Annotated in this window: 15 protein-coding genes; 5 read left to right on the top strand and 10 right to left on the bottom strand. The window is 71.5% G+C overall.

The window, feature by feature from the left end; genetic code table 11:
• Positions 1-19: 19 nt before the first annotated feature.
• The gene (locus tag ACGFSA_RS24800; RefSeq protein WP_393307686.1) at positions 20-2,017 is read left to right on the top strand and encodes a glycosyltransferase; all 1,998 of its coding nucleotides are present in this window, start codon (positions 20-22) and stop codon (positions 2,015-2,017) included.
• A 101-nt stretch (positions 2,018-2,118) separates the two neighbouring features.
• Positions 2,119-3,033: a UTP--glucose-1-phosphate uridylyltransferase GalU gene (galU, locus tag ACGFSA_RS24795; RefSeq protein ID WP_393307684.1), complete on the top strand. Its 915-nt coding sequence runs from the start codon at positions 2,119-2,121 to the stop codon at positions 3,031-3,033.
• A gap of 91 nt (positions 3,034-3,124) precedes the next feature.
• On the opposite strand, the gene ACGFSA_RS24790 is transcribed toward galU, so the two are convergent.
• The 5 genes from ACGFSA_RS24790 to ACGFSA_RS24770 form a co-directional block, all read right to left on the bottom strand.
• Positions 3,125-5,254, bottom strand: coding sequence for a 3-hydroxyacyl-CoA dehydrogenase NAD-binding domain-containing protein (locus ACGFSA_RS24790; RefSeq protein ID WP_393307682.1), 2,130 nt, complete (start codon positions 5,252-5,254; stop codon positions 3,125-3,127).
• On the bottom strand, positions 5,251-6,480 hold the full coding sequence (locus tag ACGFSA_RS24785) for a thiolase family protein (RefSeq protein WP_393307680.1): 1,230 nt from the start codon (positions 6,478-6,480) through the stop codon (positions 5,251-5,253). Before ACGFSA_RS24785 ends, ACGFSA_RS24790 begins: the two co-directional genes overlap by 4 nt.
• 288 nt (positions 6,481-6,768) lie before the next feature.
• Positions 6,769-8,043, bottom strand: a complete 1,275-nt coding sequence (locus ACGFSA_RS24780) for an HRDC domain-containing protein (protein WP_393307678.1) — start codon at positions 8,041-8,043, stop codon at positions 6,769-6,771.
• A 118-nt stretch (positions 8,044-8,161) separates the two neighbouring features.
• Positions 8,162-8,824, bottom strand: a complete 663-nt coding sequence (locus tag ACGFSA_RS24775) for a response regulator transcription factor (protein WP_024488613.1) — start codon at positions 8,822-8,824, stop codon at positions 8,162-8,164.
• Between the two features lie 696 nt (positions 8,825-9,520).
• Positions 9,521-10,180: a DUF3000 domain-containing protein gene (locus tag ACGFSA_RS24770; protein WP_393307675.1), complete on the bottom strand. Its 660-nt coding sequence runs from the start codon at positions 10,178-10,180 to the stop codon at positions 9,521-9,523.
• Between the two features lie 91 nt (positions 10,181-10,271).
• On the opposite strand from ACGFSA_RS24770, the gene hemE reads away from it, so the two are divergent.
• Positions 10,272-11,345 (top strand): uroporphyrinogen decarboxylase, encoded by a 1,074-nt coding sequence (hemE, locus tag ACGFSA_RS24765; RefSeq protein WP_393307673.1) that lies wholly within the window; start codon positions 10,272-10,274, stop codon positions 11,343-11,345.
• Between the two features lie 192 nt (positions 11,346-11,537).
• Here the strand turns inward: hemE and ACGFSA_RS24760 are convergent, their stop codons facing one another.
• Together ACGFSA_RS24760 and ACGFSA_RS24755 are read right to left on the bottom strand one after the other, a co-directional pair.
• Positions 11,538-12,917, bottom strand: coding sequence for an FAD-dependent oxidoreductase (locus ACGFSA_RS24760; protein WP_393307671.1), 1,380 nt, complete (start codon positions 12,915-12,917; stop codon positions 11,538-11,540).
• 47 nt (positions 12,918-12,964) lie between these two features.
• A complete protein-coding gene (locus ACGFSA_RS24755) occupies positions 12,965-13,975 on the bottom strand; it encodes a DUF4349 domain-containing protein (protein WP_393307669.1) in 1,011 nt (336 codons plus the stop codon).
• Positions 13,976-14,102: 127 nt separating this feature from the next.
• Between ACGFSA_RS24755 and hemG the strand changes: the two genes are divergently transcribed.
• Both hemG and hemQ read left to right on the top strand, forming a co-directional pair.
• Positions 14,103-15,590 (top strand): protoporphyrinogen oxidase, encoded by a 1,488-nt coding sequence (hemG, locus tag ACGFSA_RS24750; RefSeq protein ID WP_393307667.1) that lies wholly within the window; start codon positions 14,103-14,105, stop codon positions 15,588-15,590.
• 4 nt (positions 15,591-15,594) lie between these two features.
• Positions 15,595-16,323, top strand: coding sequence for a hydrogen peroxide-dependent heme synthase (hemQ, locus tag ACGFSA_RS24745; protein WP_393307665.1), 729 nt, complete (start codon positions 15,595-15,597; stop codon positions 16,321-16,323).
• Between the two features lie 295 nt (positions 16,324-16,618).
• On the opposite strand, the gene ACGFSA_RS24740 is transcribed toward hemQ, so the two are convergent.
• The 3 genes from ACGFSA_RS24740 to ACGFSA_RS24730 form a co-directional block, all read right to left on the bottom strand.
• Positions 16,619-17,662 (bottom strand): TIGR04222 domain-containing membrane protein, encoded by a 1,044-nt coding sequence (locus ACGFSA_RS24740; protein ID WP_393307663.1) that lies wholly within the window; start codon positions 17,660-17,662, stop codon positions 16,619-16,621.
• A 5-nt stretch (positions 17,663-17,667) separates the two neighbouring features.
• Complete coding sequence (locus tag ACGFSA_RS24735; RefSeq protein ID WP_393307661.1) at positions 17,668-19,029, bottom strand: DUF692 domain-containing protein; 1,362 nt, start codon at positions 19,027-19,029, stop codon at positions 17,668-17,670.
• 147 nt (positions 19,030-19,176) lie between these two features.
• Positions 19,177-19,914: a DUF4142 domain-containing protein gene (locus ACGFSA_RS24730; protein WP_393307659.1), complete on the bottom strand. Its 738-nt coding sequence runs from the start codon at positions 19,912-19,914 to the stop codon at positions 19,177-19,179.
• Between the last annotated feature and the right edge of the window lie 302 nt (positions 19,915-20,216).

Below are 20,216 nucleotides of genomic sequence, written 5' to 3'. Positions count from 1 at the left end.
AGAATCCCGAAGGACACTTGTGCGGATCTCCTTCCTGCTCCACAGCATCGACAATTTTGGCGGGGTACCGCGGGCGACCAGCAGTCTGGCCTCCGCGCTGGCGGTCCACCATGAGGTGGAGATCGTCTCGGTTTTCCGTACAGCGGACCGGCCGTCCTTCGCGCCGTCCAGCGGAGTGACCGTGCGCTACCTGGCCGACCGGCGCGAGGGGGCGGCGAAGACCAAGGGCGGCAAACCGTCCCGGATCATGCCGCGAGAGGACGGCTGGGCCGACCAGTACACCCAGGAAGACGATGACCTGATCCTCGGTTACCTCGGCAGTTGCAGCGCCGATGTCGTGATCGCTGCCCGGCCGGCGTTCGCCGCGTATTTCATCGCCCATGGGCGGCACGGCTACGGGCGCGTGGTCATCGACCACGAGGGCTCGATGGTGCCCTCTCAAGAGCTGCGCGAGCGCACTCTGGAGCTGTACCGCGAGATGGACGGGGTCGTCTGCCTCACCCAGGCCGACTCGAACAACTACCAGCGACAGCTGGGCGACCAGGCGCCCCCGTTCGCCGCCATCGGGAACATCGTGCCGCCGCCGGCCCGGCATGCCCGTGTGCGCGGCCTGCCGCTGATCGCCGCCGCGGGACAGCTCGTGCCGCGCAAGGGCTTCGACACGCTGATCAACGCGTTCGCCCAGGTTGCCCCCCACCACCCGCAGTGGCGGCTGCGCATTTTCGGCCGCGGGCCCGAGCACGCACGGCTGCAGGACCTCGTGCACGCGCACGGGCTCAGCGACGCCATCCGTCTCATGGGCGCGCTGCCCGACCTCACAGCGGAGTGGGACAAGGCCGCGTTCGCGGTGAGCGCGGCCCGCCGCGAGTCCTTCGGCCTGACGATGGTGGAGGCCATGCACCATGGGCTTCCGGTTCTCGCGGCCGATGCGCCCTTCGGCCCCGGCGAGATCGTCGTCCCCGGCCGCAACGGCATCCTGGTTCCGGTCGGTGACGAGGAGGCCATGGCCCAGGCGATGCGCTACCTCATCGAACAGCCGGCCGAGCGGGAGAAGCTGTCGCAGGGCGCCTACGCCTCGGCCCCGCTCTACAGCGCCGAGCGCATTGCCTTCCGTTACGACGCGTTCCTGCGGGATGTGGCGGCCTCGGTACCGAAGGAGCCCACCGCCGCGGTCGCGTCCGTGGTCCCGTCCGGTGTCCCGGCGGAGGTACTGGTGCGCGGCGACGGCGCCATCGAGGTCCGCGCCGTGCTGCACCCCGGCACAGAGCCCCCCACGCTGTGTGTCACCCCGCGCAGGGCTGAGACACTGGTCAGGCTGGCTGCCCTCGGGACGTCGGTGGATGAGGCGACGGGCACTCTGCGGTCGGTGTACGCGATCCCCGCCGAACCGCCGGTCCTCGCGGAGGGCCGTTATGACATCGACCTGGAGCTGCCGGACGGCCGACGCCAGCCGCTCGCCGTGGAGGGCGTCCACACCGGTGGTCTGCTGATCCGGCGGATTCCGGCGGAAGGTCCCGCGTACTGGCCCGTGCCCTACCGCACCGCGGACGGCCATCTGTCGATTTTCGTGCGTCATCGCGTGGAGCATGCCGAGGTGCATGCCGTGCTGGTGGGGCAAGACGGTTGGCTCGTGCGCGGCAGCCTGGTCGTTCCGCCGGGCACCGACCTCTCCGGGCTGCGGCTGGGGGCCATGCCCCGCAAGGGGAGTGCGGCGTCCACTGTGTCGGGCCAGGTTTCCGTGGGACACGACGGCGCCTTCGAGGCGCATCTGCCGTTCGCCGGGGTGGTGGCCGCCTCGTCGGGCGGCCACGACGACTGGGACCTGTGGCTGGAGCGTGAACCCGGCCAACCGCGTATCCGGTTGGCGCGCTTCTTCGACGACATCCTGGAGCGCAAGCGGATCGATGTCTATCCCACGCAGCGCTGGCACCACCCGACGCAGGGTCCGGCGCGCGGAAGGGTCTTCTTCACGCCTGGCAACGAGCTGTCCTTCACCGTCAGCCCCGACAAGGCCTGACCCCCCTTCTTTCCGGCCCTGGATCCCCGGCCTCGGGCCCGGCTCCGGGCCTCCGTCCCGTCACATCGTCATATCCGCCGCCCGCTGTGGAGTACACGTTCATGCCTACGCACCACTGCCGCACCCGCAAGGCCGTCATCCCGGCCGCGGGTCTTGGCACCCGATTCCTCCCCGCGACCAAGGCGACTCCCAAGGAGATGCTCCCGGTCGTGGATCGGCCCGCCATCGAGTACGTCGTGGCGGAGGCCGTACGCAGCGGACTCGATGACGTGCTCATGGTCACCGGCCGTAACAAGCGGGCCCTGGAGGACCACTTCGACCGTGCCTACGAACTGGAGCATCTGCTGGAGCTGAAGGGCGACCTCGGCAAGCTGCGCCAGGTCCGTGAGTCAAGCGAACTGGCCGACGTCCACTACGTGCGGCAGGGCAACCCGCTCGGCCTGGGCCACGCCGTCCTCTGCGCCGAACCGCATGTCGGCGACGCCCCGTTCGCGGTGTTGCTCGGCGATGACCTCATCGACGAGCGCGATTTGCTGCTCGCCCGGATGCTGGAGGTCCAGGAGCAGCGTGGCGGTAGCGTCGTGGCGCTCATGGAGGTCGAGGACGACCGGACGCACCTGTACGGATGCGCAGCTGTGGCCCCCTCGGGCGATGAGGCGGGCGACGTATTGGCCGTCACCGATCTCGTGGAGAAGCCCGAACCTGGCACCGCGCCCAGCAATCTCGCCGTGATCGGGCGGTACGTCCTCGCCCCGCAGATCTTCGAGATCCTGCGCAAGACCCCGCCGGGCCGCGGCGGTGAGGTCCAACTGACAGATGCCCTACGTCAGTTGGCCCTCGATCCGACTCTCGGTGGTCCCGTGCATGCGGTGGTCTTCCGCGGTCGCCGCTACGACACCGGGGATCGCGGCGACTACCTGCGTGCCGTCGTCCGGCTGGCCTGCGAGCGCGAGGACCTCGGCCCGGAATTCCGTGCCTGGCTGGGCGAGTTCGTGCAGGAAGAGGGCATCCGGTAGCAGGCCGGCCCGTGACATGCGGGAAGCTGAATCAATGAGGGCCGTACGGGAGTGATCCCGTACGGCCCTCACCGCGTTCGCAGTGGTGCTGTTACGCCGGAACGCTCGCCACGCCCTGCGCCAGGAACTTCTTGCCGTTCACCCGCTCCGAGACGCCCTCACGGTCCAGGTACGGCGTGATGCCGCCCAGGTGGAAGGGCCAGCCCGCGCCGGTGATCAGGCAGAGGTCGATGTCCTGGGCCTCGGCGACGACGCCCTCGTCCAGCATCAGACCGATCTCCTGCGCGACTGCGTCCAGGACTCGGTCGCGGACCTGCTCCGCGGACAGGACGACATCGCCCTGCTTGAGGAGCGCGGCGACCTCCGGGTCCAGCTCCGGCTTGCCGGAGTCGTACACGTAGAAGCCGCGCTTGCCGGCCTTGACGACCGCCGCCAGGTTCTCGGAGACGGTGAAACGCTCCGGGAAGGCGCGGTTCAGGGTCTCGGAGACATGCAGACCGATGGCCGGGCCGACCAGTTCCAGGAGCACCAGCGGGGACATCGGCAGACCGAGGGGCTCGATGGCCTTCTCGGCGACCTCGACCGGGGTGCCCTCGTCGATGACGTTCTGGATCTCGCCCATGAAGCGGGTGAGGATCCGGTTGACGACGAACGCCGGGGCGTCCTTCACCAGCACCGCGGTCTTCTTCAGCTTCCGTGCCACACCGAACGCCGTGGCGAGCGAGGCGTCGTCGGTCTGCTCGCCGCGGACGATCTCCAGCAGCGGGAGGATCGCGACCGGGTTGAAGAAGTGGAAGCCGACGACCCGCTCCGGGTGCTGCAGCTTCGACGCCATCTCGGTGACCGAGAGGGACGAGGTGTTGGTGGCGAGGATCGCGTGCGCCGGGGCGACCGCCTCGACCTCCGCGAACACCTGCTGCTTGACGCCGATCTCCTCGAAGACGGCCTCGATGATGAAGTCGGCGTCAAAGAAGCCCTCGGCCTTGTCCAGCACACCGGTGACCAGGGCCTTGAGGCGGTTGGCCTTGTCCTGGTTGATCCTGCCCTTGCCCAGCAGCTTCTCGATCTCGGCGTGGACGTAGCCCACACCCTTGTCGACGCGCTCCTGGTCGATGTCGGTGAGGACGACCGGGACCTCGAGGCGGCGGAGGAAGAGAAGAGCGAGCTGCGAAGCCATCAGGCCCGCGCCCACCACGCCGACCTTGGTGACCGGGCGGGCCAGGTTCTTGTCCGGGGCGCCGGCCGGGCGCTTGGCGCGCTTCTGGACCAGGTTGAAGGAGTAGATCCCGGAGCGCAGCTCGCCGCCCATGATCAGGTCCGCGAGGGCCTGGTCCTCGGCGTCGAAGCCGGCGCTCAGGTCGCCGTCCTTCGCCGCGGCGATGATCTCCAGCGCGCGGTACGCGGCCGGGGCGGCGCCGTGCACCTTGGAGTCGGCGATGGCCTTGCCGCGGGCGACGGCCTGGTCCCAGGCGTCACCGCGGTCGATCTCGGGGCGCTCCACCGTGACCGTGCCGTTCAGCACGTTCGCGGTCCAGATCAGCGACTGCTCCAGGAAGTCCGCGCCCTCGAAGAGGGCATCGGCGATCCCGAGCTCGAAGACCTGCTTGCCCTTCAGCTGGCGGTTCTGGTTCAGCGAGTTCTCGATGATCACCGAGACCGCGCGGTCGGCGCCGATCAGGTTCGGCAGCAGGGCGCAGCCGCCCCAGCCGGGGACCAGACCGAGGAAGACCTCGGGCAGCGAGAACGCGGGCAGCGCCTTGGAGACAGTGCGGTACGAGCAGTGCAGACCGACCTCGACACCGCCGCCCATCGCCGCGCCGTTGTAGTACGCGAACGTCGGGACCGCGAGACCGGAGAGACGGCGGAAGACGTCGTGTCCGCCCTTGCCGATGGCCAGCGCGTCGTCGCGGTTCTTCAGCAGCTCGACGCCCTTGAGGTCGGCGCCGACCGCGAAGATGAACGGCTTGCCGGTGATACCGATACCGGCGATCGCGCCCTCGGCGGCCTCCTTCTCGACCTGGTCGACGGCGGCGTTCAGGTTCGCCAGCGACTGCGGTCCGAAGGTGGTCGGCTTGGTGTGGTCCAGGCCGTTGTCCAGCGTGATGAGGGCGAACCTGCCCGCACCCGCAGGGAGGTCGAGGTGGCGTACGTGCGCCTGCGTGACGACCTCACCCGGGAACAGCTCGGCTGCGCCCTTCAGAAGCTCAGTGGTGGAACTCACTTGTTGCCTCCGTCTGCCTTGTCGAAGTGCGGGTTCTCCCAGACGACCGTCGCGCCCATGCCGAAGCCGACACACATGGTGGTCAGGCCGTAGCGGACGCTCGGCTGCTCCTCGAACTGGCGGGCCAGCTGCGTCATCAGACGCACACCCGAGGAGGCCAGCGGGTGACCGTAGGCGATGGCGCCGCCGTACTGGTTGACACGCGCGTCGTCGTCGGCGATGCCGTAGTGGTCGAGGAAGGCGAGCACCTGGACGGCGAACGCCTCGTTGATCTCGAAGAGACCGATGTCACCGATCGACAGACCGGCCTTGGCGAGGGCCTTCTCGGTCGACGGGATCGGGCCGTAGCCCATGACCTCCGGCTCGACACCTGCGAAGGCGTACGAGACGAGACGCATCTTGACCGGGAGACCGAGCTCGCGGGCGACGTCCTCGGCGGCGAGCAGCGAGGCGGTGGCGCCGTCGTTGAGACCGGCGGCGTTACCCGCGGTGACGCGGCCGTGCGTACGGAACGGCGTCTTCAGGCCGGCCAGGGACTCCAGCGTGGTGCCCGGGCGCATCGGCTCGTCGGCGGTGACCAGGCCCCAGCCCGTCTCGCCGACCTCCGCGTTGGTGTTGCGCACCGAGATCGGTACCAGGTCCTGCTGGATCTTGCCGTTGGCGTACGCCTTGGCGGCCTTCTCCTGCGAGCGCACGGCGTACTCGTCGGCGCGCTGCTTGGTGATCTGCGGGTAGCGGTCGTGCAGGTTCTCGGCGGTCATGCCCATGAACAGGGCGGACTCGTCGACCAGTTTCTCCGACACAAAGCGCGGGTTCGGGTCCACGCCCTCGCCCATCGGGTGGCGGCCCATGTGCTCGACACCACCGGCGACGACGACGTCGTACGCGCCGAAGGCGATGGAACCGGCCGTCGACGTGACGGCGGTCAGGGCGCCCGCACACATGCGGTCGATGGAGTAGCCGGGCACCGACTGCGGCAGACCGGCCAGGATTCCGGCGGTCCGGCCCAGCGTCAGGCCCTGGTCGCCGATCTGGGTGGTCGCGGCGATGGCGACCTCGTCGATACGGGCGGGGTCCAGGTCCGGGTTGCGGCGCAGCAGCTCCCGGATGGCCTTCACAACGAGATCGTCGGCGCGGGTCTCGTGGTAGATGCCCTTCGGGCCCGCCTTGCCGAACGGGGTGCGGACGCCGTCGACGAAGACGACGTCCCGGATGGTACGAGGCACGATGGCTCTCCTCCAGGGTGCGGGGTGGCACTGCTGCGGAGCACGCCCCGGAGGCGTGCCGCATCCCCTCATGCTACTTGCGAGTAACCAGACTGCCCACCCCCCACGACGGGAGCGGCGAAGGTCACATGCGGGCGGGGCGGGCGGGCGGCCGTTTCACCCTCCATTGCCGGACAGGCCGGAAACGCCGATCGCCGGGCGGGCTCGCGATGAGCCCGCCCGGCGATGGACGAGACGGCGCGGTCGCGGGCCGCGCAACCTGGCCCGAATTCGACCTCGGGAAACCGCTCAGGCGGCCTCGGCCAGCGCGCGGAACAGCAGCGGCGCCACCTGTTCGACCTGCCAGCGCCGCGCCCCGTACGCGACGAGCGCGTCCTCGACCGCGCCCGGCGTGGGATTCTTCGGCGGCTCCCAGCAGAGGCGGCGCACCGTGTCCGGCGTGATCAGGTTCTCCTGCGGCATGTGCAGCCGCTCGGCGAGTTCCGACACCGCGGCGCGGGCCGCCGACAGCCGGGCGGCGGCCGCCGGGTCCTTGTCCGCCCAGGAACGTGGCGGCGGCGGGCCCGCGAGAGGCTGGCCCGGCTGAGGGAGCTCGGCTTCGGGCAGCGCCCTGGCCCGGTCGACGGCCGCCTGCCACTGCTCCAGCTGACGCCGTCCCATCCGGTGGCCGAAGCCGGGCAGGGCGGTCAGGGACTGGACGTTGGCCGGCAGCGAGAGGGCCGCCTCGACGATCGCCGCGTCGCCGAGCACCTTGCCGGGCGAGATGTCACGGCGCTGCGCGACCTGGTCGCGGGCGTTCCACAGTTCCCGTACGACCGCCATCTGGCGGCGACGGCGCACCTTGTGCATGCCGGACGTACGGCGCCACGGGTCCTTGCGCGGGGGAGCGGGCGGCGCCGAGGCGATCGCGTCGAACTCCTCCTGCGCCCACTCCAGCTTGCCCTGACGGTCGAGCTCCCCCTCCAGGGCGTCGCGCAGATCGATCAGCAGCTCGACATCGAGCGCGGCATAGCGGAGCCAGGGGTCGGGCAGCGGGCGGGTGGACCAGTCGACGGCGGAGTGCCCCTTCTCCAGCGCGTAACCGAGCACGCTCTCGACCATCGCGCCGAGGCCGACCCGCGGGAACCCGGCCAGCCGCCCGGCGAGCTCCGTATCGAAGAGCCCGGTGGGGGTCATCCCTATTTCGCGCAGACAGGGCAGGTCCTGCGTGGCGGCGTGCAGGATCCACTCGCTGCCCAGCAGCGCCTCGCCGAGCGACGACAGGTCGGGGCAGCCGACCGGGTCGATCAGCGCGCTGCCCGCACCCTCCCGGCGCAGCTGTACGAGATAGGCGCGCTGGCCGTAGCGGTAGCCGGATGCGCGCTCGGCATCGACGGCGACGGGGCCGGTGCCCGCGGCGAAGGCCGCGACCATCCGGGCAAGGGCGTCGTCGGAGGCCACCACCGGGGGAATGCCCTCGCGAGGTTCGAGCAAGGGGATCGGCGCCGGGGCGACGTCGGCCGGGGGAGCGCCCCCGGTGGTTCGCAGTGAAGTGTCTGCTGCGGTCTCTTGGGCGTCGGTCACGTGTCAAGGGTATCTGTGTATGCACGGCGCCCGTCGACGGAACGTTCCGTCGACGGGCGCCGATGAATGTAAACCAGCCGGGTCCGTATCTCGGTACACGCCGGCCGGCGTGCCGGGGTCAGTGGATGATGCCCGTGCGCAGGGCCACGGCGACCATTCCGGCGCGGTCACCGGTGCCGAGCTTGCGGGCGATGCGGGCGAGGTGGCTCTTGACCGTCAGGGCGGAGAGCCCCATGGAGACGCCGATGGCCTTGTTGGACTGGCCTTCGGCAACCAGCCGGAGCACCTCCACCTCGCGGCCGGACAGTTCGCGGTAGCCGCCCGGGTGGCTCGGGGTGCCGGGGGGCCGGCGGTGCATACGGGCGGCGTTGGCGCCGATGGGGGCGACGCCGGGTCGGGTCGGGTGGCCGATATTGGTGCGCGTGCCGGTGACGACATAACCCTTCACGCCGCCCGCGAGGGCGTTGCGTACGGCGCCGATGTCATCGGCGGCGGAGAGGGCGAGGCCGTTCGGCCAGCCGGCGGCTCGGGTTTCGGACAACAGGGTCAGCCCGGAACCGTCGGGCAGATGGACGTCGGCAACACAGATGTCGCGCGGGTTGCCGACGCGGGGACGGGCCTCCGCGATGGACGACGCCTCGATGACGTCACGTACTCCGAGGGCCCACAGGTGGCGGGTGACGGTGGAACGGACGCGGGGGTCGGCCACGACGACCATGGCCGTCGGCTTGTTCGGGCGGTAGGCGACCAGGCTTGCGGGCTGCTCTAGGAGAACGGACACCAGGCCTCCTGGGGAGTGGCGGGACGGGCCGGCTCGGGGATGAAGCCGGGGCGAACCGTGCTTGAAGGGTCATTGACCTCTTCGGCAGCAGACCCGTCCTCCTTTAGAGGAAGATCACGATTTCATGCGTAACAATTCGGACAAATCGGACGGGCGATCGATTGTACGAAAAGAATGCCGGTGGCTGTGCGAAGCCTGTGACGCGCCGTCGAGGACAGGACCCGGTCGCCGGGACGCGCGGCACGGTCCGGTGCCGCGTGCTCCGGCGGCCGGGACGGGCGTGCGGGATCCGGCGTACGGCACCGACGGCGGGACACTGCAGGCAGGACCGGGCGTCCGGGGGTTGCGGCGGTGCGACCCGGCGTGCGGGGCCGGGGGTGCGGATACGACGGCGCGACCGGGCGTGCGGCATCCGGCCGCGGAGCGACGGGCCGCGCCGGCGTGAGGAACCGGGGGAACGGAACCGGCATACCGGGCCCTCTGTCGGAGCCGCCGCGCGGAACCTGGGTCCCGGATCCGGTTTCGGACCGGCTACAAGGAATGGGCACAACGGAATCGGTGGGATACGGAACCGGCGTAGGCGGGATCCGCCTCCGCGTCCGGCCTGCGCACCCACATGGCGCATCCGGCCTACGCACCCACATGGCGCACCCGGCCCTGGGACCCGCCCCTGGGAGTCCGCCCGGCGTGGCCCCGCTACGGCGCCTGCGGGCCGCGCCGCTGGGGCAGTGTCACCACCGCCGCGTCGGCGGGTCCCGACGGCGGCAGACCGGCGATCTGGCACAGCAGATCTCCCCACGCCGCCAGATGCGCCGCCGTGTCCGGCACCCCGCCACGCCCCTCGCGCGGCGTCCAGGACGCACGGATCTCGATCTGGGTCGCCGGGCGCCGCTCGGCCAGCGTCCCGAAGTAATGGGAACCGGCGCGGGTGACTGTGCCGCCCGCCTCCCCGTACGACAGGCCCCGCGCCTCCAGCGCGCCGGTCAGCCAGGACCAGCACACCTCCGGCAGCAGCGGGTCGGACGCCATCTCCGGCTCCAGCTCGGCACGTACCAGCGTGACCAGGCGGAATGTGCCCTGCCAGGCGTCATGCCCGGCCGGATCGTGCAGCAGCACGAGGCGGCCGTCGGCGAGATCGTCCTCGCCGTCGACGACCGCCGCCTCCACGGCGTACGCGTGCGGAGCGAGGCGCTGGGGCGGCCGAGTCGGCTCCACTTCCAGCTCAGGGCGGAGCCGCGCAGAGCGCAACGCGTCCACCGCCGACCGGAACGCGGGCGGGACGGAACTGCCCTCCGCACTGTCCTTGCCGTCAGCGCTGTCGGAATGTTCGGAAAATTGTCCCTGAGCCGGAGCCATGCGGGGAAGAGTAGGCGGAACCGGAGCCTCGTGCAGGGAGGGACACCCTGCGGGGCTCGGCTCCTTACCGCTTCATGCGAAGATTCTGTGCGTGAGCGCCAACGACAGCCCCTCGGGCCAGCAGACGAAGACCTCCGCCACCCATGAGTCGGCGTTCCTGAAGGCGTGCCGCCGCGAGCCCGTGCCGCACACGCCGGTCTGGTTCATGCGTCAGGCGGGGCGCTCGCTGCCCGAGTACCTGAAGGTGCGCGAGGGCATCGCGATGCTCGACTCCTGCATGATGCCGGAGCTGGTCACGGAGATCACGCTGCAGCCCGTACGCCGCCACAAGGTCGACGCGGCGATCTACTTCAGCGACATCGTCGTCCCCCTCAAGGCCATCGGGATCGACCTCGACATCAAGCCCGGCGTCGGTCCGGTCGTCGCGGACCCGATCCGTACCCGAGCCGACCTGGCCAGGCTGCGTGACCTCACGCCGGAGGACGTCCACTACGTCACCGAGGCCATTGGCATGCTCACCGCGGAACTCGGGTCGACGCCGCTGATCGGGTTCGCCGGTGCGCCGTTCACTCTGGCGAGCTACCTCGTGGAGGGCGGCCCGTCCCGCAGCCACGAGCGCACCAAGGCGATGATGTACGGCGAGCCGGAGCTCTGGGCCGAGCTGCTCGACCGGCTGGCGGAGATCACCGGTGCGTTCCTGAAGGTGCAGATCGAGGCGGGCGCCTCGGCCGTGCAGCTCTTCGACTCCTGGGTCGGCGCGCTCGCCCCCGCCGACTACCGCCGCTCCGTGATGCCGGCCTCCGCGAAGGTCTTCGACGCGGTTGCCTCGTACGGCGTCCCGCGCATCCACTTCGGCGTCGGCACCGGTGAACTGCTCGGGCTGATGGGCGAGGCGGGCGCGGATGTCGTCGGCGTCGACTGGCGGGTCCCGATGGACGAGGGCGCGCGCCGGGTCGGACCCGGCAAGGCGCTCCAGGGCAACCTCGACCCGGCGGTGCTGTTCGCGCCGACGGCGACGGTGGAGGCGAAGACGCGTGAGGTGCTGGACGCGGCCGCCGGTCTGGAAGGTCACATCTTCAACCTGGGGCACGGCGTAATGCCGACGACCGACCCGGACGCACTGACCCGGCTCGTCGAGTACGTCCACACGCAGACGGCCCGCTGAACCGGTCGCCGAAACGCACCCTGCTCGCCGTGAAACCCTCGGGTTCCGCGGCGAGCAGTGCATTCGGGGGCGCGGCGCGGAGCGCGCGTACGGAGTGTCGGATCACGTGATCGATTCAATTCACCGTGTCCATTTCGTCCCATTCGGCGACCATGGAGTGACCGTCCGTCCGCCTGACGACGGAGAGTTCTCCTACACACCCGCCGCGCGCACGGCCTGGACCGTCTTGCGCGCCGCCACCAGGACCGGGTCCCACACAGGCGAGAACGGCGGGGCATATCCCAGGTCGAGCGCCGTCATCTGCTCCACCGTCATCCCCGCGGTGAGTGCGACCGCCGCGATGTCGACGCGCTTCGCCGCTCCGTCCCGGCCCACGATCTGTACGCCGAGCAGCCGGCCCGTGCGGTACTCCGCGAGCATCTTCACCGTCATCGGCCGAGTGCCCGGGTAGTAGCCCGCCCGCCCGGTCGACTCGATCGTCGCCGTGACGAACCGCAGCCCCACCGCGCGGGCGTCCTTCTCCCGCAGCCCCGTCCGGGCGATCTCCAGGTCGCAGACCTTGCTGACCGCCGTACCGACCACGCCCGGGAATGTCCCGTACCCGCCGCCCGCATTGGACCCGATGATCTGGCCGTGCTTGTTGGCGTGGGTGCCCAGCGCGATATGCCGGGTGCGGCCCGCCACCAGGTCGAGAACCTCGACGCAGTCGCCGCCCGCCCAGATGTTGTCGTGCCCGACGACCCGCATCGACAGATCGGTGAGCAGGCCGCCGTGCGGGCCGACCGGGAGGCCGGCCGCGCGGGCCAGCGTCGTCTCCGGTTCGACGCCGATGCCGAGCACCACCACGTCCGCGGGGTAGGTCCCCTCCTCCGTGGCGACCGCGCCGACCCGGCCGTCGGCGCCGGTGATGATCTTGCTGACCCGGGCCCGGTTCACCGTTGTGATCCCCAGACCGTCCATCGCGTCGTGGACCAGGCGCCCCATGTCGGGGTCGAGCGTCGCCATCGGCTGCTCCCCGCGGTTGAGGACCGTCACCTCGAAGCCGTGCTTCAGCAGCGCCTCCGCCATCTCGACACCGATGTAACCGGCGCCGACAACGACCGCGCGCCGACCGGGCGCCCGGTCCAGGGAGTCCAGCAGCGCCTGACCGTCGTCCAGGGTCTGCACCCCGTGCACCCCGGCCGCGTCCATGCCGGGCAGCGCGGGGCGCACCGGCCGGGCACCGGTCGCGATCACCAGCTTGTCGAAGCCGGCCCAGTATGTATCGCCGGTCTCCCGGTCCAGCGCGCGCACCCGCTGCCCGGCGACATCGATCTCCGTCACCTCGGTGCGCATCCGCAGATCGATGGCGCGGGCCCGGTGCTCCTCGGGCGTACGGGCGATGAGGTCGTCCCGCTGCTCGACGTCTCCGCCGACCCAGTAGGGGATGCCGCAGGCGGAGTACGAGGTGAAGTGGCCGCGCTCGAAGGCGACGATGTCCATCTCGCCCGGCCCCTTGAGCCGGCGGGCCTGGGACGCGGCGGACATGCCCGCCGCGTCCCCACCGATGACCACCAGTCGCTCCGCTGCCATGCCGGGTCCCTTCGAGCGTCGAGTACGAAGGGACCACGCTACGACCCTCAGGGAGCGGACGGAGTCTCCGGCGGTACGGAGGCATGCTCGGGCGCCGCCGCCGGTACGGAGGCGTGCTCGGCCGCCCGGGGCGTGCGGCGCCGGGTGAGCCGGGTGCGCACCAGCCGCCAGAGCAGCAGCAGCGCGGCCGCGGCCGCCAGGAACGGCGCCGCCGCACCCACCGCCATCGCGATCCACTTCACCATGGTCACGAACGCGTGCCAGCCGCCGCCGAGCGCGTCCACGAACCCCGGATCGTCGCCGTCCGCGCCCTGCGCCGAGGGCTCCGGCTCGGCGAGGTCGAGGGTGATCGTGGCCAGGGTGGTGCGGTCCTTGAGCGACTCCTGCCGGGCGAGCAGCGACTCCAGCTCTGCCTGGCGATTGCTCAGTTCCCCTTCCAGGGCGACCACATCGGCAATCTTCTCGGCCCGGTCCATCAGTTTCCGGACCCGGGCGACGCTCGCCCGCTGGGTGGCGATCCGGCTCTCCACGTCGACGACCTGATCGGTGACGTCCTTCGCCTCCGACGTACGGGACAGCAGTTTCCCGCCGCCCGCCAGCTTCCGCAGCACGGCGTCGTACTCGGCCTGCGGCACCCGCAGCACCAGGTGCGACGTCTCGCGCAGGTCGTCGATCCGGTCGGTGGACTCGTTCGCCACCAGCCCGCCCGCGTCCTCCGTGACCGAACGGGCCGCCGCGGCCGCCTTCGGCACGCTTTTCACCTCCACGGAGAGCGAGGCCTTACGGATGACATGGGCGGTCGTCAGCGACGTGGGCTTCGCCGACTGAGCCGGGCTGCCGTTCGAGGCCGCCCGGTCCGACTCCCCGCCGGCGGATTCGGCGCGCTCCGCAGGAGCCGCCGCCTTGTTGTCTGCGGAGTCCATCGCGCTCTTGCTGTCGGAGCTGTCGTCGGCGCCGCCGCAACCGCTCAGCGCGAGCAGCGCGGCAAGCATCCCGGCGGCGAGCACCGTGCGTGAACGACAGGTGGACGAACGGCTCGAATGACGTGTTCTCTGCATAACTGCTCCCCCGGGGCGGGTGGTTGATGGTGTCGGTTCGACGTGCGAGACGGGGGTGCGGGTTGCCCTTTACCGATTTCGAAGCGGTCACGGTCAGGACTCGGAAGGGGTCTGAGAGAGTGGAGGCATGCAGCGTTCAACACACCGCGTGGACACAGGTACGGGTCATGTCGTCGTCATCGGCGGCGGCATCGCCGGACTCGCGGCCGCCCACCGGCTCATCGGCGCAGGACTGAGGGTCACGCTCCTGGAGGCGACCGACCGGCTGGGCGGCAAGCTCATGACCGGTGAGATCGCCGGCACCCGGGTCGATCTGGGTGCGGAGTCGGTGCTTGCCAGACGACCCGAGGCGGTCGACCTGGCGCGCGCCGTCGGGCTCGGCGACCGTCTTCAGCCACCCGCCACCGCCATCGCGTCGGTCTGGACGCGGGGCGATCTCCGGCCGATGCCCAAGGGCCATGTGATGGGAGTCCCGGGCGACCCCGACGCACTCAGCGGGGTGATCTCCCCGGAGGGTCTCGCCCGCATCGCGCAGGAACGGGACCTCACGCCGACCGCGGTCGGCGACGATGTCGCGGTCGGCGCGTATGTCGCCGACCGGCTGGGCCGCGAGGTTGTCGACCGGCTCGTGGAGCCCCTGCTCGGCGGCGTCTACGCGGGCGACGCCTACCGGATCTCGATGCGCGCAGCCGTGCCGCAGCTCTTCGAGGTGGTCCAGGAGGGCGGCTCGCTGCTCGACGGCGTGCAGCGCATCCAGCGGCAGGCCGCAGCCCGGCATCAGACCGGCCCGGTCTTCCAGGGCATCGACGGCGGCATCGGCACCCTGCCGGAGGCGGTCGCCGACGCCGTGCGCGCCGGAGGCGGCGAGATCATCACCGCCACGCCCGTCCTGGGCCTGACCCGTACCGCCGACGGCTGGGACGTCCGCACCGACACCCGGGTGATCGCCGCCGACGGCATCGTCCTCGCCGCCCCCGCCTGGTCCGCGTCGACGCTGCTGGCTGCCGAGTCCCCGGCCGCCTCCGCCGAGCTCGCGGGCGTCGAGTACGCGTCGATGGCGCTGGTCACCCTGGCGTTCCGACGCTCCGACGTGGCGACCACGGGCGCCCTCGGCGGGCGCTCCGGCTTCCTCGTGCCGCCGGTCGACGGCCGTACGATCAAGGCCTCCACCTTCTCCACCCACAAGTGGCAGTGGGTCGCCGACGCCGCCCCCGACCTGTTCATCCTGCGCACCTCGGTCGGCCGGTACGGCGAGGAGGACCATCTCCACCGCGAGGACACCGAACTCGTCGACGTCTCGCTGCGTGACCTCGCCGACGCCACCGGACTCGCCGCGAAGCCGGTGGACACCGAGGTCACCCGGTGGATCGGCGGCCTGCCCCAGTACCCCGTCGGCCATCTGACCCGGGTCGCCCGGATCCGCGACGAGGTCGCCAAGCTGCCGGCCCTGCGGGTCTGCGGAGCGGTGTACGACGGGGTCGGCATCCCCGCCTGCATCGCCGGCGCGCACCGGGCCGCGGACGAGATCGCCGCGGACATCGCGGGCGGGACCGCGGGAGAGATCATTGCCACTCCGACCCCGGTTCAGGGCACACGGAGCGAGGCGGGACAATAGCCGTATGAGTGCGCCTGAGACTGTGAAATCAACCAAGGGCCCGAACGCCGGTAAGAAGGCCAAGGACCTCAACGAGGTCATCCGCTACACGCTGTGGTCCGTCTTCAAGCTGCGCGATGTGCTGCCCGCCGACCGTGCCGGTTACGCCGACGAGGTCCAGGAACTGTTCGACCAGCTCGCGGCCAAGGACATCACCGTCCGCGGCACCTACGACGTGTCCGGCCTGCGTGCCGACGCCGATGTCATGATCTGGTGGCACGCGGAGACGGCGGACGAGCTGCAGGAGGCGTACAACCTCTTCCGGCGCACCAAGCTGGGCCTGGCGCTGGAGCCCGTCTGGTCGAACATGGCGCTGCACCGCCCCGCCGAGTTCAACAAGTCGCACATCCCGGCGTTCCTCGCCGACGAGACGCCGCGCAACTACATCAGCGTGTACCCCTTCGTGCGCAGCTACGACTGGTACCTGCTGCCCGACGAGGACCGCCGCCGTATGCTCGCGGACCACGGCAAGATGGCCCGCGGCTACCCCGACGTCCGCGCCAACACCGTGGCCTCGTTCTCGCTCGGCGACTACGAGTGGATCCTCGCCTTCGAGGCCGACGAGCTGTACCGCATCGTCGACCTCATGCGTCATCTGCGGGCCTCCGAGGCGCGGATGCATGTTCGCGAGGAGGTCCCCTTCTACACGGGCCGCAGGAAGTCCGTCGCAGACCTGGTGGCCGGGCTCGCGTAGCGAGCGGGCTCCGACCACCCCAACCCGGAAGATCAGACGGCGGGCGCCGGCGCACAGCTGTGCGCTGCCCGCCGCTCCAGCGACACCGGGTTCGGCTTCGGGTTCGCCGAGGGCTCCGACCTGCGGCGATCCCGAGACCTGCGGGGAAGCGCACCGCCCTTCCCCGCAGGTCCCCGGCCCGCCTCCGCGTGGGCCGGTCGCATGTTCCCGCGGGGGCACGACGGTCCGTGCCGCCCCGCCGCACGATCGCTCACCAGCCAGGAACGGCTTCGCCCCGTACCGCGAGGTGCCGGTGTCAGGAGCTGCTGCCGCAGCTCGACCCCCCGCAGCTGGATCCACTGCTGCTTGAACAACTGCTGCTGGAACAGCTGCTGCTGGAACAGCCGGAGCCGCCCGACCCGCCGCAACTGGATCCGGAACTGCCGCCGCACCCGCTGCCTCCTCCGCAGCTGCTGCCCCCGCCCGGCGTCCCGCTGGAGCTCCCGCAGCCGGAGCCGGAACCGCCCGAACCGGCGCACCACACCGTCGCGACGAAGTGGTCGTTGCTGCCGGAGGAGGAGTGCGAGGGCGACATCGGCCGCATCCCGCCGGCCGTCCGCATCCGCGCGGCCGCCGCCAACCGCGCCCGCAGCACGGGATCGGGCAGTGCGCGCAGCCCCAGATTCGCCAGGAGGTGGGCGGGTTCGGCGGTGTGGGCATGGGCGGCGCGGTACTGCTCGGCGGCGCGCCGCCCTGCCTTGGTGACCCGGGCGCGGGCGACTCCCGCGCAGATCAGCCCGGTCGGAAAGCCGACGAACAGGGCGGGGAACACCTTGACGACGAAGGGGAGGGAGAAGTCGAGCTCGTCGGACTCCGCCATGAACTGTGACACCGTCACCGCCAAGGAGGCCGGGATGGCCAGCAGGCAGCCCAGCCCCTGGAACAGGCCCCAGCGGCGCCACTTCACGGTGGCCTCCGGTGCGGCCAGCAGTCCGCGGGCCGCGAGCCCGTCACCGACCTCCTGCACCGCCGGGTGCCGCATCACCGCGTCCCGCAGGGTGTGCAGCGCACCGCTGGGGGCGGCGGCGTGCTCCTGAAGAACGGCTCGCTCCACCGGGTCGTGGGCGACCGGCCGCTGGACGGAGACGATGCCGGGGCCGCCGACCACCAGGCGTCCGTCCGTCTGCATGGCGGCGAGTGCGGCGTCCACGACCCTGCCCGGCCCGCCGTTCAGGAATGCCACTTCGTAGAGGTCGTGGGCAGGGCCACCGGGGCCGCGCCGGGCATTCGAGAGCCCCACGATCAGGAGGGCCGAGGAGGCCGCGACGGCCAGCGTCACCAGCAGAGCGACGATGTTCATTCCGGTCACCTCCCGACGAGCGCGGCGCGGGCGGCCCGTAGCAGCCGGGTCGTGCGGCGGGGCGGCCTGGCGGCCGCGCGGTCCTGCCACCAGATGGTCAGCCGGCGCCGGGCGGCGTCGTCGGTGGGGCGCCCGGCGATCAGCAGCTGCTCGGCGAAGTCCAGTGCGTCGCGCCGGTATCCGGCGGCCATGGGGCGGGTCCTGGCGTACGCGAGAAAGGCGCGCCGGTAGCCGTCACCGAGGATCTCGGGCAGCTCGGGCGCCACCTTGGCGACGACATCGGCGCGCTTGGAGGCCAGTGCGCGGCTCTGGACACCGAGGCGGCGGTGGTCGAAGCCCTCGGGGGCGGGGGTGCCGGCGACGAGGGCGGAGAGCAGCGCCGTCTGGGCGACGGCGGCGCGGTCGCGGGCGGCGTCGGTCGTGGGGCCGGGGGAAGAAGCGGTGGAGTGTGCGGCGGGAGGGGCGGCGGGGCGCCCGGCGGGTTCGATCCGGGCGACGCCGTCTCCGGACGCCCCGGCGCCCTGTCCCCGTCCGGGCCCCGCCTTCCCTGCCGCGTCCAGCGTGGCGCGGATCGCCGTCAGTTCACCCGCCAGCTCCTCCGCGGGCGGGAAGCCGGCGTCGCGCTCCAGGAGTACGCCCGGCGGGTCGACCCGCGAACGGAGCTCGGCGAGCACGTCGAGGACGGGCCGGGTCACCGGGTGGGCGTGCGTGTCGTGCCAGACGCCGTCCTTCTCGATGCCGCCCGCCACATGCACGTACGCGATCGCCTCCACCGGCAGCTCGTCGAGCGCCCTCGCGGGATCCTCGCCGCGGTTGACGTGATTGGTGTGCAGGTTGGCCACGTCGATCAGCAGCCGGACCCCGGTGCGCGCGACCAGCTCGGCCAGGAACTGGCCCTCGGTCAGCTCCTCGCCCGGCCAGGCGATCAGCGCCGCGATGTTCTCCAGCGCCAGCGGCACCGGCAGCGAGTCCTGCGCGATCCGGACGTTCTCGCACAGGACGTCCAGCGCGTCCCAGGTCCGCGGCACGGGCAGCAGGTGGCCCGCTTCGAGCCCCGGCGACGCGGTGCGGGTCCCCCCGGCCCGTACGAAGGCGATGTGCTCCGTGACCAGCGGTGTGCCCAGCAGCGTCGCCCGCGCGGCAAGGTCCGAGAGCCGGCCGGGGGCGGGACGGTCGGCCCCGCCGAGGCCCAGCGAGACGCCGTGCGGGACGACGGTCACGCCGCGGGCGCGGAGCCGTACCAGGGAGTCGGGCAGGCGGTCGGCGCAGAGGTTCTCCGCGACCGCTTCCACCCAGTCGATCCCCGGCAGTGCCTCCACCGCATCCGCGATCTCCGGTCGCCAGCCGATGCCGATTCCCAGCTCCATGGTGTCCCCCTCCTCCACTGCGTTCAGGGGTAATGGCCCCGACGGGCAGCGGCCAATCCGAAGAGGGGGACGTTCAGAGCATGATTTGAGGTTCCGGCCACAGAGGGACCGGCGCGTGGACCGGTGCGCCGACCGGTGCGGTCCCGCTCAGGGCATCGGCATCGTGGACGGACGCGAGGTGAAGGGCTGGTCCCCGGTCGGCTCCGCGGGCACCGGTAGCGGCGGCGCCCCGCCCCCGGACGGCGGGGGCGGCTCGGTCGGGCTGGCCGTCGCCGTGCCCGCCGCTTCGCGGGCGATCGCGTCGAAGTCGACGAAGCCGGTGCCCTCCGGCATGGTGATGTGGTCGAGCACGGTCTGGTTGGCGTCGGTCGCCAGCGGACGGATCAGCGAATTGCGGGTGGTGTTCCGGACCTGGGCGATCAGCGCGAAGACCCTGCCGTGCGCGGCCCGCAGCAGATTGGCGAACTTCCGCTCGTAGTCCTCGCCGCTTGCCGCCGTCAGCTCGCGCAGCCATCCCTGCTGCTGCTCGTTCGGCTGGTTCGGCAGTTCCACCCCGAGAGGGGCGGCCACGTCCCGGGCCCGGCGGTCCAGATCCGTGTGCCCGACCACCAGATGATCCCCGGCGGCCTTGACCGCCTCGCTCGGCGCGCGCTGGATGGCCTGCTGCCCGGCGGGCAGTTCCCACAGACCGGCCAGGCGCACCTTCACGAGAAAGTCCCGGTCGGTCGCGGAGAGCGGTCCCCACTGCGTTGCGACGGACGACGCGTTGAGATTGGCCTGACCGGTGCCGGAACGGTCGGCGCAGGACCAGACGGGGTAGGCGAGCGCGCCGAGCGTGGCGACAAGTGCCGCGATGATGAGGGCCGTTCCGTTGATGCGTCGCAACAAGGTCTCCCCCGGGCCGAGGCGTGACGGCGGCGAGTCAACCGTCCGGTTCCAACGACCGGCGGCTGACTGGTCGTTCAAGATACTGGGCAGTAGTGCCGGTGACGGCAGTATCGGGAGATACGTATCGGCGCACCGAAGTGTTCAGCGGCGCAGTGCCGGATGGCCGGCGACCACCGTGCGGGATCCCGGGGCAGTCTCCCTGACGCTCAACGTGACGGGCCTGCCGCGCGGGCGACAGGCGACGCCACCGGGGCCCGATCTGCACACGGTGGGCCGTCAACTCCCTCGTCGGCCCGTCC

The organism is Streptomyces sp. NPDC048496 (genome assembly GCF_043200055.1).
Taxonomy (GTDB): Bacteria; Actinomycetota; Actinomycetes; order Streptomycetales; family Streptomycetaceae; genus Streptomyces.
This window is presented reverse-complemented; position numbering and strand designations above follow the sequence as displayed.

Coding starts and splice junctions, on each gene's coding strand:
- galU (WP_393307684.1), top strand. CDS start 2,119: ATGCCTACGCACCACTGCCGCACCCGCAAGGCCGTCATCCCGGCCGCG.
- ACGFSA_RS24770 (WP_393307675.1), bottom strand. CDS start 10,180: ATGGCTCCGGCTCAGGGACAATTTTCCGAACATTCCGACAGCGCTGAC.
- ACGFSA_RS24760 (WP_393307671.1), bottom strand. CDS start 12,917: ATGGCAGCGGAGCGACTGGTGGTCATCGGTGGGGACGCGGCGGGCATG.
- ACGFSA_RS24755 (WP_393307669.1), bottom strand. CDS start 13,975: ATGCAGAGAACACGTCATTCGAGCCGTTCGTCCACCTGTCGTTCACGC.
- hemG (WP_393307667.1), top strand. CDS start 14,103: ATGCAGCGTTCAACACACCGCGTGGACACAGGTACGGGTCATGTCGTC.
- hemQ (WP_393307665.1), top strand. CDS start 15,595: ATGAGTGCGCCTGAGACTGTGAAATCAACCAAGGGCCCGAACGCCGGT.
- ACGFSA_RS24740 (WP_393307663.1), bottom strand. CDS start 17,662: ATGAACATCGTCGCTCTGCTGGTGACGCTGGCCGTCGCGGCCTCCTCG.
- ACGFSA_RS24735 (WP_393307661.1), bottom strand. CDS start 19,029: ATGGAGCTGGGAATCGGCATCGGCTGGCGACCGGAGATCGCGGATGCG.